This is a genomic window from Mesorhizobium sp. WSM4871, assembly GCF_055811295.1.
In genome coordinates this window covers 104,202-118,447 of sequence record NZ_JBVVPU010000004.1, presented here as the reverse complement: position 1 = coordinate 118,447, position 14,246 = coordinate 104,202, and the positions used below count along the sequence as shown (strand labels likewise).

Below are 14,246 nucleotides of genomic sequence, written 5' to 3'. Positions count from 1 at the left end.
CGAAACGCCCCGCCATGAACGTGACAAAGAGACAACGACACAAACAGCTACAAAGAGTTAGGAGAACGCACCGATGCTGATCCGCGCACTGTCTGCCCTGGAATGCACCAAATTGCTGACCGCCAACCGGGTGGGCCGCCTGGCATGCGCGAAGGACGGCCAGCCCTACGTCGTGCCCCTGCATTACGCCCATTCGGATGCTCATCTTTACGCGTTTTCCATGCCGGGCAAGAAGATTGAATGGATGCGAGCCAATCCGCTGGTATCCGTCCAGGTCGACGAACACAGCCAGGGGCGAGGATGGAGAAGCGTTGTTGTCGATGGCCGATACGAGGGGCTGCCTGACCGGATCGGCCACAAGCTTCAGCGGGATCATGCTTGGTCGGTATTGAGCAAGCACGCCGATTGGTGGGAGCCAGGTGCCCTCAAGCCGGCCATTCCTCCCGCTCCCGACAGCGCACCGCCAGTTTTTTTCCGGATTCTTATCGAGCAGGTGTCGGGCCGGGAGGCGAGTGAGTAAGTCCTTCCCGCCAATTCCTTGCCAGAAAACAGAACGGGCCGGTGCGGACTGCGCCGGCCCGGCTTTCTTTGGCTTGAGATGCTACCGCGCCATCAGAACCGGCAGCGATGAATTCTCGAGCATTGACTTGGTAACACCGCCGAAAATGCGCTCGCGCAACCGGGAATGACCGTAGGCGCCCATCACCAGCAGGTCCGCGGCAACATCAATAGCGTGTTGGCGAAGCACTTCGGCGACTGAGTGGTTTGAGCTCGGCAGCCGCTCGACCGTGATTTTCACGCCATGACGGGCGAGATAGGTCGCGGCGTCCGCTCCGGGTTCCGCACCATGGTGGAATTCGTCCTCGATGGGATCGACCATGATGAGGCGCACCTCTTCGGCGCCTTTCAGCATGTCGAGCGATTCGCGAACGGCGCGCGACGACTCGATGCGGGCGTCCCATGCAACGAGGATGCGCTTCGGCTTCAGCGTCGGCTGTGCGCCGTCAGGAACCAGCAGCAACGGCTTTCCGGATGAAAACAGCGCTCCTTGGATGACCTTGCCCTTCAGCGTATCGCTCGCAAGCAGATCCGGCCCGAGAATGGTCAGATCGGCGTAGCGGGCGCGTCTTCCGACGACTTCGTCCGCCCATGCCACGTCGGGATAATCGTCGCTCAGATCAGACGATACGGCGCTCCTGGAAAGAAAGTCGGCGACCTCCGAAATTCGTTTCTTGAGCCTTTTCAGCTCGGCCTGACGTTCCTCCAGCCAGGCTGGTGAGACGATAGCCGCATACTCACCGCCCGAGGGCGGTGAGGCCAGTTCGAGAACCAGCACCGACAGATGGGCGTCGACCTGTTCGCAGAGCGAGGCGGCGAGCTTCAGATCGCTCTCGCCTTGGTTCGGCCCGGTAACTGTAAGCAGTGTCTTGAAAGTCACGGCGGCAACTCCTGATTTCGAGTGAAGGTTCTATCGTGGCTTCGATCATTAGCGAGGGCGGCGCGGGCATTCATTGCGCTGAATCAACCAGCGTTGCCGCGCGGGCACTTGATCCGCATCAAGGCGCCGGCGATGCGACGGGAATAGGCTTCAGGCAATCAATCGGTGGAGAACACAAGTGAGACTTCTGATCGCGGCAGTTCTCGCAACCTCGGCTTTCAATGCGCCAATGGCGCAGGAAATGAGCTATGGCGAAGCGGAATATCTGAATTCTTGCGCAGTCTGCCACGGCCCTGACGGCAAGGGTGACGGCCCCTTGGGCGACGAGCTGGTGAAGCGCCCGGCCGACCTGACGCGCCTCTCCAGAAAGAATGGCGGCGAATTTCCGTATTGGCGCGTCTATGCACTGATCGACGGCCGCATGATGGTGCCGGAGCATGGCGAACGCGATATGCCTGTCTGGGGCCGGCAATTCCTGCCCGATGACGCCAAGAAATACGGCCCAAACGCCGGAGAAATCGTCACCAGGGAACGGATCCACAACCTTGCTGGTTACGTCCAGACACTGCAGCGATAGCAGCGCCGTTCGGGACGCTTCCACACGGCGCAGAGGAGCCATGCGATGATCGTTGAAACCCAGGAAACCGCGACCGCGCTGCTGCTCGATCCCGCCACATATGGCGAGACCGGGCCGGTCGAGGCGATCGAGACCCATATTTCGCGGATCTTCCTGGCCGCCCAACGCGCCTTCAAGATGAAGCGGGCGGTCAAGCTGCCTTATGTCGACTTCTCGACGCCGGCATTGAGGCTGGCCGCCTGCGAGAAAGAGGTGGAACTCAACTCCAAGACCGCGCCCGGTCTTTATCTGGGTGTGCGGCGCATTACGGGAGAGGCCGCGGGCAAGCTGGCACTCGATGGATCGGGAGACCTGGTCGATGCGGCGATCGAAATGGTTCGCTTCGACCAATCGAAGCTCCTTGATCGGATGGCAATCGCTGGCGAACTGACGCCGGCGCTGATGACAGAGGTTGCGCGCATGATTGTGCGCTACCATCGCGGCGTCCCTGAGATCCACAATGGCGGTGGAGCCTCCAACCTGGCCGGTGTCCTCGACATCAACGAGGCCGGCTTTGCCACCAGCCATGTTTTCGGGATAGCGGAGATCAAGACCTTCGCCGAAGCCTTCCGCACCGCCCTCGCCCGGCACTCCGGATTGCTCGACCGTCGCGAGGCCGCCGGCAAGATTCGCCGATGCCATGGTGACTTGCACCTGCGCAACATCTGCCTGTTCGATGGCGAGCCTCGCCTGTTCGATTGCATCGAATTCAATGACCAGATCGCGACTGTCGACGTGCTCTACGATCTTGCCTTCCTGTTGATGGACCTCTGGCATCGCGGTTTCCCGGACCTCGCCAATCTCGTGATGAACCGCTATCTCGACGAAGCCGACGACGAGGACGGCTTTGTCCTGCTGCCGTTCTTCATGGCGGTTCGGGCTGCGGTGCGGGCGCATGTCACCGCGACACAGGTCGAAGAAAGCAGCGCCAATTCCGACAAGTTGATTGCCGAGGCCAGATCCTATTTCGAGCTTGCCCGAACATTTCTCCAGGAGACCTCGCCGCGGCTCATTGCCATCGGGGGCCTGAGTGGTTCCGGCAAGACGACGGTCGCGGAGGCGCTCGCCGCCCATGTCGGCGCGCCGCCTGGTGCGCGCATCGTCGAAAGCGACCGTGTCCGCAAAGCGATGCATGGGGTGCCGGCAGAAACGAGACTGCCGAACAAGGCCTATCGACCGGAAGTGTCGGAACGCGTCTATCGTCAAATGGCGTGGCAGGCCGGTCTGATCCTTTCCGAGGGCGGGTCAGTGATTGCCGATGCCGTGTTCGACAAGCCGGACGATCGAAACCGGATCGAAAAGGCGGCAAGTGACAGGGGCATCGCATTCCTTGGATTCTGGCTGGAGGCGGATCCGCTTGTTCTTTGGCAACGGGTCAGCGAGCGCAAGGGTGGCCCATCCGACGCCACGATCGATATCCTGTCCCGGCAGTTGCAGCGAAATGCCACCCAGTCTGGCTGGCGCAAGATCGACGCCGGTCGCAAGCCCGCCGAAATCGTTGCAGAGTTGAGGAGCTTTTCCGAAAGCGACACTTCCGAAACCTTGCGCTCAGCCTCCTGACAGGTGCGGCAGGATGATCGACCTCAACGGAGGTCGAGCCTCGCCTCGACAAGGCCGGGTTCGCTCGGATGATGCGCTAGCGAGAAGCCGAACTCGCGGCACATGGTCAGCATTTTCGTGTTCTCGCCGAGCACGATGCCTTCGATCCGGCCGATCCCATCGGCCTTTGCATAGTCTACGATCTGCCTGAGCAATTCCCAGCCGAGACCCTGGCCCTGCAGTTCCGTGCGTACGAGCAACGCGTATTCAGCAACGGCCCGGTCCGGATCGCAGGAAAGCCGGCCGACCCCAGCCAGCGCGCCGGTGCTGGTCTCCAGCGCCACGAAAGCCATGTTGCGGTCGTAGTCGAGCTGGGTGAGTCGCTTCAGCATCTGGTCGGAAAAGCTTTTGCGCGGCGACAGAAAGCGCAGGCGCAGATCGTCCGGAGAAATCCTGGCGAGGAATTCCGGGTAGAGCGCGATGTCGGCCGGCTTGATCGGCCGTATTTGATAGTGTGCGCCGCCCGCAGCAAAGTTCCTGGTCCAGCCCGAGGGGTAAGGCCTGATGGCAAGCGCCGGGTTCGGCCCCGGCTCGTCCACGCGTTCCGGCTCGATCTCGATGCGGGCATCGAGCGCGATCACGCCGGCGGCGTCGGCAAGCAGCGGGTTGATGTCCATGGAGACGAGGCAGGGAAAGTCGACGACCATCTGCGAAAGCCCTTTGAGCGCAGCAGTGATTGCGCCGCGATCGGCCGGTTTGTGGTCGCGGAACCCGGCAAGCAGGCGGCCGATCCGCGTTTGGTCGATCAAGTCGCCGGCAAGAACGTCGTCGAGCGGCGGCAACGCGATCGCCGTATCGTCCATCACTTCGACCGCCACGCCGCCGGCGCCGAACAGCACCACGGGACCGAAGATCGGATCCCTGCTCATGCCGAGGATGATTTCCTGTGCCTGTTTTCGCACCACCATCGGCTGAACGGCATAGCCTTCGATGTCGGCTTCCGGTGCATGTTTGCGCACCCGCGCCTCGATTGAGCTTGCAGCCTCCCCAGCGGCCCCGGCGGTGGCAATGTTGAGTACCACCCCGCCAATGTCCGACTTGTGCGAGATCGCCTTGGATAGCAGTTTGACGACGACGTGCTCGGACGTCTTGAGGAGTACGCCTGCTGCCTTCTCCGCTTCGGCGGGAGATTTTGCGACGATCGTCTCGGGCACCGGAATGCCATAGGCGGAAATCGCCGCCTTGGCTTCGGGCTCGGTCAGCATTCGCCGGCCTCCCTTCGCAACCTGTTTGAAGATGGCAAGTACGGCTTCGCGGTCGCTGATGGTATCCTCGCTACTGCTCGAGGGCGTGCGCATCAGCGCACGCTGGGCTCGCGACCATTCGCTGAGGTAGGAGACTGCGCTTGCGGCATCGGCGGGCGTCTCGAAACTGGCAATGCCGGCCTCCTGGAGAATCCGTCGTCCGGCGCGCGCCGTGTGTTCTCCGAGCCAGCAGGTCAGGACCGGTTTCCTGCCTATCTTCCCCTCGCTGGCGAGTTCGACCACCGCGCTTGCCGCGGCAAGCGGTGAGCCGAGCCCCGTCGGGCAATTCATCACCAGCAGGACGTCGGTTCCCGGATCGGCAGCGACGGCCTCAACGGCAGCTCTGTAACGCGCCGGCGGAGCATCGCCGATGATGTCGACCGGATTGGCGCGCGACCAGGTGGGCGGCAGCACGGAATTCAGGCGCGTTATTGTCTCCGGTGAAAACTCGGCCAGTTCACCCTTGCAGTCGATGAGTTGATCGACGGCCAGCACGCCCGCCCCGCCGCCATTGGTGACGATACCGACGCGGGCTCGTTCGAGTGGAGCGAAGCGAGCCGTCGTTTCAGCGGCATCGAAGAGCTCAGCGAGATCCTTGACGCGCAGGATGCCGGCGCGCCGCAATGCCGCATCGACCACGCGATCGGCGCCCGACAGCGCGCCGGTATGGGTCGCGGCGGCTTTCGCCGATTGTTCATGCCGGCCCGACTTGATCGCGATCACCGGCTTGATGCGCGCCGCGGCACGGGCAGCCGAGATGAACTTGCGCGGATTGGGAATGGTTTCGAGATACATCACGATGGCGCTTGTGCGGGCATCTCCCGCCAGCATATCGAAACAGTCTCCGACATCGACGTCGGCCATGTCGCCGAGAGAGACGATCTGCGAGAAGCCGATATTGTTCTCCGCCGCCCAGTCGACCAGCGTTGTCGCTATGGCGCCGGATTGCGACAGCAAGGCAATATTGCCTGGCTTGGCTGCCATATGCGCGAACCCGGCATTGAGCTTCACTGGCGGGATCATCAGCCCGAGCGTGTTCGGTCCGATGATGCGGAAAAGGGTAGGCCTGGCAGCGTCGAGCATAGCCTGACGCAGGCCGTTTTCGCGCGTCAGCCCGGCGGTGATGACGACCGCCGCCCGCGTGCCTTTTTCAGCAAGATCGCGTACGATGCCGGGAACCGTCTCTGGTGGCGTTACGATCACGCCCAGGTCGGGAATACCCGGCAGATCCGCCGCCTTCGCACAGCAGCGCCGACCCGCGACTTCAGGGTATTTCGGATTGACCGGCCAGATCTCGCCCTCGAAGCCGCCATTGACGATGTTGTCGAAGACGATACGGCCGACGGAGCCGTCGCGCACCGATGCCCCGAACACGGCAACCGACTTCGGGGCGAAAGCATGTTCGAGATTCCGGATCGTCACCCTGTGTCTCCGATTCATGGCGATAATCGCCAGTCCATCTTGCCCGTTCGTTGCGTTGGATCAAAGCGTTCTCCGGTTATCGCGATTAGCTGTTGCGCCAGGTCTGAGGCGGCCGCTTCGCGAAATGGTGACGAGCTGCTGCGATAAAGGATTGGAGAGTTGGATGAGTTACTATTTCAGTAAGACCGTCGCCATGCCGTTTGCAGCGGCAGTCAGCCACGTGACCAACAAGCTCGCAAGCAAGGGTTTTGGCGTTCTGACCTCGATTGATGTTCAGCAGGTGATGAAGACCAAGCTTGGCGCAGAGTTCAAGCCCTACGTCATCCTGGGTGCTTGCAATCCGCATTTCGCTTGGCGCGCGTTACAGGCAGACGACAAGGTCGGAACCATGCTGCCCTGCAACGTCATCCTCACCGAGGTCGAGCCTGGAAACGTGGAAGTGGCGGCAGTGGATCCAGTTGCCTCCATGGGCGCCATCGACAATCGCGAGCTTGCGCAGGTCGCGAACGATGTGCGGCGCCTGCTTGATGAGGTGGTCCGCGAACTCTAGGGCATGATGCCGAAAAGTGTGAAGCGGTTTTCGGACGACATCATGCTCTATCTCTTTGATTTAGAGCCGGATTCAGATTTCAGGTAGACTTGACCTGAAATCATCCGGCTCTAGCGCCACACGGACCATCAAGGTTGAGGGACATCGCATGAACGAGTCCACCCTGCGACGCGCATTGCTTGTCATTGCTGTCTTGGGCCTCGCCATCGGCGGTGGAGTTTGGCGAACAGGGTTCGGGTCGCTCGAGGCCGGCACGATCTGGACGGCAGCAACCTTGCCCGTGGTGGTGGCTCTCGCCATTTCGATATTGCGCGATTTCTGGATCGGCCGCTTCGGCGTCGACGCCATCGCACTGGTATCGATGTCCGCGGCACTGCTGCTTGGCCAATCGCTGGCCGCAATAGTGGTGGCGATCATGTATGCCGGCGGCACGGTGCTTGAGGATTTCGCCCGTGGGCGCGCGGAACGCAGCCTCAGGGCTTTGACCGACCGGTCCCCGCGCGTTGCGCACCGGAAGTCGACACAAGGAACAGAAACCATCCCTGTCGAGGACGTCAAAATCGGCGACCACCTGCTCGTGCGCGCCGGTGAGTTGCTGCCTGTCGACGGGATCCTGCTCGACGCTTCGGCCTCGCTCGACGAGTCCGCGGTGACTGGCGAACCTTTACCGGAACGGCGCAGCGCCGGCGACCTGCTGCGCAGCGGCACCGTCAATGCGGGCGAGGCTTTCAGCATGCGGGCTTCAGCCCTGTCCGAACAAAGCACCTACGCGGCGATCGTCCGCATGGTTGCGGCGGCGCAGACGGCGAAAGCCCCCTTTATCCGGATGGCCGACCGTTTCGCCCTGTTCCTGCTCCCTGTCACTTTGCTGGTTTCCGGCATCGCCTGGTACGTCTCCGGCGATCCGATCAGAGCGCTCGCCGTCCTGGTGGTTGCAACACCTTGCCCGCTCATCCTCGCCGCCCCCGTTGCTTTCATTGGCGGCGTGTCACGCGCCGCGCATGGCGGCATCCTGATGAAAGGCTCTGCGGCATTGGAGGCCCTTGCGCAGGCTCGGACCGCAATCTTCGACAAGACCGGCACCTTGACCGTCGGCGGCGCCGGGCTGATCGAAATCGACGTGGCGCCCGGCCGCGACCCGGACGAGCTTCTGCGACTATTGGCATCGTTGGAACAGGCCTCGCACCATGTGCTCGCCGACTCGATCGCCCGAGCGGCGCGCGCCAGGCACCTTCTGCTCTCGCATCCGTGCGACGTTCGCGAGTATCGTGGGGCCGGCCTGAAGGGGCAAGTCGAGAACGTGTCGATCGCGGCGGGCTCGCGGCATCTCGTGCTCGCCCACAAACCGCTGCCGGCCTGGGCGAGAAGCGGCGAAGACCGCTACCGGGACGAGCCGGTGCTGAGGGTCTTTGTCGCGCTCGGCAAGCGCCTTGCCGGCGTTTTTACATTCGGGGATGCCCTGCAAGCGGACGCACGCGATACGTTGGACGAACTTCGGCAGGCAGGCATCAAGCGCGTCGTCATGCTTACAGGCGACGACAGCGTGGCTGCGAACCGCATTTCCCGCTTGCTCGACCTTGATGCGATCGTCGCCAATGCCACCCCCGCCGAAAAGGTCGCGGCGGTCGGGGCCGAGAAAGCGCAGGCCCCCACACTGATGGTCGGCGACGGTATCAACGATGCCCCTGCCCTCGCTGCCGCGACGGTCGGTGTTGCCATGGGTGCACGCGGTGCAACGGCCTCTTCGGAGGCGGCCGACGTCATCATACTGGCCGACAGGTTGCAGCCGGTCGCCGACGCGGTGCGGATTGCCCAACGCACCCGCGCGATTGCCCTGCAGAGCATCATCGCCGGGCTCGCGCTCTCGGCCTTGGCGATGGTTGCCGCAGCCATGGGGCAGATCACGCCGGTGGCGGGCGCGTTGCTGCAGGAGGGGATCGACGTAGCGGTCATCCTGAACGCGCTGCGTGCTCTTGGCGACGGACGTCTCGGGCGCGCATAGTAGAGACGACAGAAAATCGGTGAATGGCCATGGCACAGCAGAATCTGGTGGTTTGCAGCGAATGCGGCGGCGTCAACCGTCTGCCGCAGGCCCGCAATGCCTTGGAGGCAAAATGCGGGCGATGCGGTATCAAACTGTTTTCGGGACACCCGCAAGACGTCAACGCTGAGATTTTCGATCGTCAGATCGCGCGAAGCAGCCTTCCCGTTGTGGTCGACATCTGGGCGCCCTGGTGCGGCCCCTGCAAGATGATGGCGCCGGCGTACGAGGCCGCGGCCAACGAACTGGAACCATATGTCCGCCTGATCAAGCTCAACTCCGATAAGGAACAGGCCGTTTCGGCAAGCTTTGGCATTCGCGGCATCCCAACGATGATCCTCTTCCATGGCGGGCGTGAAATTGCGCGCACCTCCGGCGCAATGACGGCGGGGCAGATCGTCAGATGGGTGCGCGACCGTCTGCCAACTGTCGCCGCCTGAGGTCGCGCGAACCATGGATACGCTCATCGCTCGGCTTGGATTGGCCCTGGCAATCGGTCTCCTCGTCGGATTGGAGCGCGGCTGGCGCGAGCGTGACGCCCCGGATCGCAGCCGGACAGCTGGCATTCGCACGTTCGGCATATCCGGCCTGCTCGGCGGTATTCTGGCGGCATTGGCCGACGCGCTCGGCGCGGTATCAGTGCTGGTCGGGGGGCTCGTCGCCTTTTCTGCGATCTTCGCCTGGTACAAGGCGCGCGAGGCGGAGCATGACGAGGATTTCAGTGTCACGAGCGTGATCGCGGGCCTTGCCGTTTTCGCGCTTGGCGCGCTTGCCGTCGCCGGCGATTATCGGGCGGCGGCGGCTGGTGGGGCGGCCTTGGCGACAATTCTGGCCAGCAGAGAGGTGCTGCACGGGCTTTTGAAGCGACTGACCTGGGTCGAGCTGCGTTCGGCGCTGATCCTGGCGGTGATGACGGCGATCGTCTTGCCCTTGTTGCCAAACCGCACGATGGACCCGTGGGGCGGTTTCAATCCCTGGGAGGTCTGGTTCCTGACCGTGCTGATGGCCTCGATTTCCTTCGCCGGCTATGTGGCTGTTCGCATTCTGGGAAATACGCGTGGTCTGCTCGTCAGTTCGCTCGCCGGTGCGCTCGTCTCTTCCACCGCCGTGACCTTGGCGCTTGCCCGCAACGCCGCCTCGGCGGGCAATCCGCAGGCGCTCGCCGGGGCAGCATCCCTGGCTGCAATGGTTTCGGTGTTCCGCGTCTGCGCGGTGGTTTTGATCATAGAGACAAGCGTGTTCGTTTCGATCGCCATACCGGCGATTGCGGCGGCGCTCGCCTTCGCTGTCTGCGGCGCATTGCTGATGACTCGCGACGGGGCGAACGGTGAAGGCAGCGCTATCGCACGCAATCCATTCGAACTGGGCCCGCTGCTGCTCTTCGCCTTGCTCTTCGCGGTCGTCGCGACCGCGAGTGCCGGGCTGGCCGGCCAATTCGGTGGTCGTGGTCTGCTGGCGAGTTCGGCGCTGGCCGGCGCATTCGATGTCGATGTCTCGGTGCTTGGCGCGCTGCGCCTGGTCAAGCATTCCGTGTCCATCGAGACCGTGGGGCAGGCCGTGCTCGCGGCGCTGGCAGCAAACGCGATCGGTCGCCTGTCGCTCGCAGTATTTGCCGGGCCGGTCAGGTTCTGGCTGCCGCTGGCCGGCGCAACCTTGCTCGCCGTCACCATGGGCATCTGCGCCCTCTTATTGCTCGGTCCTGGATAGAAGCTCGAGCCTTCTTTGATGCGGATCAAGGGCAAGGTCCGGCCGCCGCCCTATGGAACACCTTCAAAGGAGATCGCAATGACCAGTTTGAAGGACCTCACCCCAAATTTCCGCAATGTCCGGCTGCTGCTCGCTCGCGAGAAGGGCCATCCCGAAGGTGATCGCGAAGAGGGCTATGACGTGCTGGCTCCATTGACCGGCGAAGGCCGGATCGATGCGGAGGAATGGAAGTCGCACAGGGCTTCCTGCCGCGTCCGCCGTTTTCGCACCGGTGAGGAGGATCTGATCGGAAGACTCAGGCGCAAACCCGGCGGACAATGGTATTTCGACTATGCCGAAGGCGACCGCGATGACGAAATCGGCTTCCATCTTGGCGACGAGCGCTTCGTGACAGGAGAATATGTCTCGATCGCGCGCAATGGAGCCATGCACACCTACCAGGTGGCGCGGGTCGAACGGCCTTAGCGGCTGACAGGCAGCATCCAGGGGAAAGCCATGTCGCGGCGCATCCTTATTGTGATCGGCCATCCCGACCCGCCCACCATGCCGGCCCTGCTCAAGGCATTTCTGGAGCAGGTCATGCGGCCGGGAACTGCCTTTGCCTATCCGGACAACGCTGGGCGTTTGCCCAGGACATTGCTTCGCGACCGGCACTTTCCGTGCCCAGCTTTCCCGCCTGTTCGAACAACGGCGATACGCACGACTAGGTGGTTTCCCTTAGGGACATAACCGAATTTCGCTGCCCTCGGAATTGCGCGACTTCTACAGCCACGGATCAACGGGAACGCAGCCATGTACGCTCACACCACCTCCAAGATTGCACTGCCGTCTCACCTCCAGCCGTCGAGCCTGTCGGCAGCTCTCGACAGCGTGCCGTTGCAGCCTGTCAGCTTCTTTTCCGCCGGGACCGAAATCTACGCCCAGGGCGAGAAGGCCGGCGCCTTCTATCAGATTGAGTTCGGCGCCGTTCGCATCTACCGTCTGCTCGCCGACGGCCGCAGGCAGATAAGTGCCTTCCACCTGGCCGGAGAGACATTCGGCTTCGAAGCCGACACCACCCACCATTTTTTCGCCGAGGCAATCAACGCGACTGGTGTTCGTGTTTTCCGATTGACCGCCGGTGCGGACATGTCCCGTCAACTCCTGCCCTTGGCGCTCAAGGGATTGACCAGAGCCCAGGAGCATCTCCTTGTTCTCGGCCGCCAGAATGCCATCGAACGTGTTGCTGCGTTCCTGGTCGATATGGTCGAGCGGCAGGGTGGGTTGCGGCAGGTCGAACTGCCGATGTCGCGTATGGACATCGGAGACTATCTCGGCCTCACCATCGAGACCGTGTCGCGGGTCTTCACCCGCTTGAAGGACAACGGCGTCATTCGCCTGCTTAACCTGCGCAGCATCGAAATCCTCAAGCAGGACGTATTGCAGGACATGGGCGAATAAGCACGCCTCCGAAGGCAGCGACGCTTCAGAACGGCCACAAGTCAGGGACCAGTCGACGATGAACAACACACTTACCACGCATACCGGGTTTCGTTTCGAAGTGCGTCGCGCACGCCCTGAAGATGAGCCGGCCGTGGCCGAGTTCTTCACCCACGTGACGCCGGAGGACCTGCGCTTTCGCTTTCTTGGCGGGGTGAAGGAGGTTTCCCATGAGCGGCTGGTGGCGATGACGCGTTCCGATGACGCCCATATCCATAATTTTCTTGCGTTCTCGGCCGACGGAATGCTGATCGCGGTGGCGACCCTGGCATGCGATCCGGCCGACCGCGTAGGCGAGGTCGCGATCTGCATTCGCGCGGATCGCAAGCATCTGGGCGTCGGCTGGGAACTTCTCGCCCATATCGCAAATTATGCCGAAGGGATGGGACTTGAGACCATCGAGTCGATCGAGAACCGCGAAAACCGTTCGGCCATCGAGCTCGAACGCGACATGGGGTTCACCGTCACGGCCTACCCCGACGATGCGACACTTGTTTTGGTTCGCCGGCGGCTCGGAAAACAGCTCTGACCACGGCAGTCAAGTGGCACAGGCAAATCCCGGATTCCGGTGACAGAATCGCGGAGGCAGTCTCAACATCCTCAGCCTGAGGCCAACCGCCAGCGCCAGTGGAAAGAGCAGCGATTCGATAAGGGGCGATGAAACAGGAGATCGGCGAAAAACACGATGATAACGATCACCAGCATGAACTCAGTCGTCAGATAGCCGAGAACGCAGCTTGCCAGCACGATCGCGCCGATGATCGCAGCCTCCTTACCTTCGCCGACGAAAGCCGACACGATGGCCGCGAAAATGAGAATGAGGACGAGTGGGCTGCGGAATTGCCGGGCAAAGACGACCAGGGCCGATGCGCCAGACTTCGACATCAGGGTGTTCTTGCCGAACCTTGTGAGCCGTGACGCCGATCGACAGACCGGTATCGGGATTGATCGACTTCGCTGGGCATGACAGGCCGTCAATACGACATGAGGCGATGAATGCCGCTCTCCTGGATGAGCGCGCGGGTGAAGCCGCCGAACGCCCACTCCCTCAGGCGACTGTGGCCATACGCACCGGAGACGATCAGATCGGCGTGGATCGAGCGCGCGAACGCGACCAGCCGGTCTCCGTCCGCCTCGCCGGCAAGCATTTCGGTTCGCGCCTTGATGCCGTGGTGCTCGAGATAGACCGCGACGTCGGCGAGGCTGTTGTGAATGCTTCCGTCGTGGTCGGTGTCCATCGTGGCGACGACGACCTCCGTGGCTTTCGCCAAGAACGGCAATGCATCTGCCACCGCCCGGCGAGCCTCCCTGGTGTCCTTCCAGGCAACCAGGACGGTCTTTGCCAAGATATGTTCGACGTTGCTTGCGGCGACGAAGACCGGGCGGCCCGTACCGAGCGCCAGGCTGCCGATGTCGACGGCACGAAAGACATTCTCTCCCTCTTCACCGCCGGTGACGATGAGGTCAGCCGCGCGGGCGGAAACGCTTAGAAACCGCGTCGGACTGCAGACCTCCTGGCCCCACTCGCTGCTGATCGAGTCGGGGACCAGCCTTTCGAATTCGTCGCGCAGTTCCGCAAGCCGCTTTTCGATTTCAGTGCGCTGGATCTGCATGATCTCACCTTCGTAGACCATGCCGTCGCCGGTCGCGACCAGTGGCGGAACGTCGGCTGCCGCCAGGCCAATGAGGTGAGCGCCGAAGCGCCCGGCAAGCTCCACTGCAAGCTTCACGATTGGCGCCGGATCTGCGTCCACGGCAAGATTGACGATGATCGATTTGTAGGACATGCAAACCTCGCACTGGCAACGGTGATATCGGCCATGAATTGCATGCTCCGGTGCATCGCACCTTGACGCGGGTCAAACGCGTCACCTTCGCAGACGGCACATTGCAGCCTCTCCTTCAACTTGCTTTGCGCGCGGAGGAATGAGCGCCGGTCATTCGGATTGCCGGTTCCCAGATCCAAGGACTGCATGTGAGCAAGAAAGACCCATCCCCATCCGCTGGAGGAACTGCCTTCCGGTTCCATGGCAGCCGCCTTCGTCAGCCCGACGAGGGCGTGCTTGGTCGAGATATAGGCACAGGCATTTTGCCAACCGACCGCCAAAAGTCTCGACGGCGTGCAATGGCTGATTGGCAGACTCTGGCGA

General features: G+C 62.4%; 14 protein-coding genes. 10 read left to right on the top strand and 4 right to left on the bottom strand.

The annotated features are described in order from the left end of the window. Positions 1-73 precede the first annotated feature (73 nt). Positions 74-520, top strand: a complete 447-nt coding sequence (locus tag AC0L2H_RS09815; protein ID WP_473590013.1) for a pyridoxamine 5'-phosphate oxidase family protein — start codon at positions 74-76, stop codon at positions 518-520. An 81-nt stretch (positions 521-601) separates the two neighbouring features. Here the strand turns inward: AC0L2H_RS09815 and AC0L2H_RS09810 are convergent, their stop codons facing one another. Continuing rightward, the gene (locus AC0L2H_RS09810) at positions 602-1,438 is read right to left on the bottom strand and encodes a universal stress protein (protein ID WP_473590012.1); all 837 of its coding nucleotides are present in this window, start codon (positions 1,436-1,438) and stop codon (positions 602-604) included. A gap of 178 nt (positions 1,439-1,616) precedes the next feature. Here AC0L2H_RS09810 and AC0L2H_RS09805 point away from each other — a divergent pair, with 178 nt between their 5' ends. Further along, entirely contained in the window at positions 1,617-2,015 is a 399-nt protein-coding gene (locus AC0L2H_RS09805; protein ID WP_097571439.1) for a c-type cytochrome, read from the top strand. Positions 2,016-2,060: 45 nt separating this feature from the next. Beyond that, the gene (locus AC0L2H_RS09800) at positions 2,061-3,614 is read left to right on the top strand and encodes a bifunctional aminoglycoside phosphotransferase/ATP-binding protein (protein WP_473590011.1); all 1,554 of its coding nucleotides are present in this window, start codon (positions 2,061-2,063) and stop codon (positions 3,612-3,614) included. 23 nt (positions 3,615-3,637) lie between these two features. Here AC0L2H_RS09800 and AC0L2H_RS09795 read toward each other — a convergent pair whose 3' ends face one another. Beyond that, positions 3,638-6,319, bottom strand: a complete 2,682-nt coding sequence (locus AC0L2H_RS09795; RefSeq protein ID WP_473590010.1) for a bifunctional acetate--CoA ligase family protein/GNAT family N-acetyltransferase — start codon at positions 6,317-6,319, stop codon at positions 3,638-3,640. A gap of 163 nt (positions 6,320-6,482) precedes the next feature. On the opposite strand from AC0L2H_RS09795, the gene AC0L2H_RS09790 reads away from it, so the two are divergent. The 7 genes from AC0L2H_RS09790 (at position 6,483) to AC0L2H_RS09760 (ending at position 12,625) form a co-directional block, all read left to right on the top strand. Then, positions 6,483-6,869, top strand: coding sequence for a DUF302 domain-containing protein (locus tag AC0L2H_RS09790; RefSeq protein WP_473590009.1), 387 nt, complete (start codon positions 6,483-6,485; stop codon positions 6,867-6,869). A gap of 148 nt (positions 6,870-7,017) precedes the next feature. Further along, positions 7,018-8,871: a heavy metal translocating P-type ATPase gene (locus AC0L2H_RS09785; RefSeq protein WP_473590008.1), complete on the top strand. Its 1,854-nt coding sequence runs from the start codon at positions 7,018-7,020 to the stop codon at positions 8,869-8,871. A gap of 29 nt (positions 8,872-8,900) precedes the next feature. Next, the gene (gene trxC, locus AC0L2H_RS09780; RefSeq protein ID WP_473590007.1) at positions 8,901-9,350 is read left to right on the top strand and encodes a thioredoxin TrxC; all 450 of its coding nucleotides are present in this window, start codon (positions 8,901-8,903) and stop codon (positions 9,348-9,350) included. A gap of 13 nt (positions 9,351-9,363) precedes the next feature. Then, a complete protein-coding gene (locus tag AC0L2H_RS09775; protein ID WP_473590006.1) occupies positions 9,364-10,617 on the top strand; it encodes an MgtC/SapB family protein in 1,254 nt (417 codons plus the stop codon). 78 nt (positions 10,618-10,695) lie between these two features. Beyond that, positions 10,696-11,082: a hypothetical protein gene (locus AC0L2H_RS09770; RefSeq protein WP_473590005.1), complete on the top strand. Its 387-nt coding sequence runs from the start codon at positions 10,696-10,698 to the stop codon at positions 11,080-11,082. A gap of 327 nt (positions 11,083-11,409) precedes the next feature. Beyond that, positions 11,410-12,057, top strand: a complete 648-nt coding sequence (locus tag AC0L2H_RS09765) for a helix-turn-helix domain-containing protein (RefSeq protein WP_107652362.1) — start codon at positions 11,410-11,412, stop codon at positions 12,055-12,057. Between the two features lie 133 nt (positions 12,058-12,190). Next, positions 12,191-12,625: a GNAT family N-acetyltransferase gene (locus AC0L2H_RS09760; protein WP_473590004.1), complete on the top strand. Its 435-nt coding sequence runs from the start codon at positions 12,191-12,193 to the stop codon at positions 12,623-12,625. A gap of 71 nt (positions 12,626-12,696) precedes the next feature. Here the strand turns inward: AC0L2H_RS09760 and AC0L2H_RS09755 are convergent, their stop codons facing one another. Further along, the gene (locus AC0L2H_RS09755) at positions 12,697-13,140 is read right to left on the bottom strand and encodes a cation-transporting P-type ATPase (protein ID WP_473590003.1); all 444 of its coding nucleotides are present in this window, start codon (positions 13,138-13,140) and stop codon (positions 12,697-12,699) included. Next, complete coding sequence (locus tag AC0L2H_RS09750) at positions 13,071-13,883, bottom strand: universal stress protein (protein ID WP_473590002.1); 813 nt, start codon at positions 13,881-13,883, stop codon at positions 13,071-13,073. Before AC0L2H_RS09750 ends, AC0L2H_RS09755 begins: the two co-directional genes overlap by 70 nt. Positions 13,884-14,246 lie beyond the last annotated feature (363 nt).

Bases quoted from the DNA above. Each gene is read 5' to 3' on its own strand.
- AC0L2H_RS09815 (WP_473590013.1), top strand. From the start codon at position 74: ATGCTGATCCGCGCACTGTCTGCCCTGGAATGCACCAAATTGCTGACC.
- AC0L2H_RS09800 (WP_473590011.1), top strand. From the start codon at position 2,061: ATGATCGTTGAAACCCAGGAAACCGCGACCGCGCTGCTGCTCGATCCC.
- AC0L2H_RS09790 (WP_473590009.1), top strand. From the start codon at position 6,483: ATGAGTTACTATTTCAGTAAGACCGTCGCCATGCCGTTTGCAGCGGCA.
- AC0L2H_RS09785 (WP_473590008.1), top strand. From the start codon at position 7,018: ATGAACGAGTCCACCCTGCGACGCGCATTGCTTGTCATTGCTGTCTTG.
- trxC (WP_473590007.1), top strand. From the start codon at position 8,901: ATGGCACAGCAGAATCTGGTGGTTTGCAGCGAATGCGGCGGCGTCAAC.
- AC0L2H_RS09775 (WP_473590006.1), top strand. From the start codon at position 9,364: ATGGATACGCTCATCGCTCGGCTTGGATTGGCCCTGGCAATCGGTCTC.
- AC0L2H_RS09770 (WP_473590005.1), top strand. From the start codon at position 10,696: ATGACCAGTTTGAAGGACCTCACCCCAAATTTCCGCAATGTCCGGCTG.
- AC0L2H_RS09765 (WP_107652362.1), top strand. From the start codon at position 11,410: ATGTACGCTCACACCACCTCCAAGATTGCACTGCCGTCTCACCTCCAG.
- AC0L2H_RS09750 (WP_473590002.1), bottom strand. From the start codon at position 13,883: ATGTCCTACAAATCGATCATCGTCAATCTTGCCGTGGACGCAGATCCG.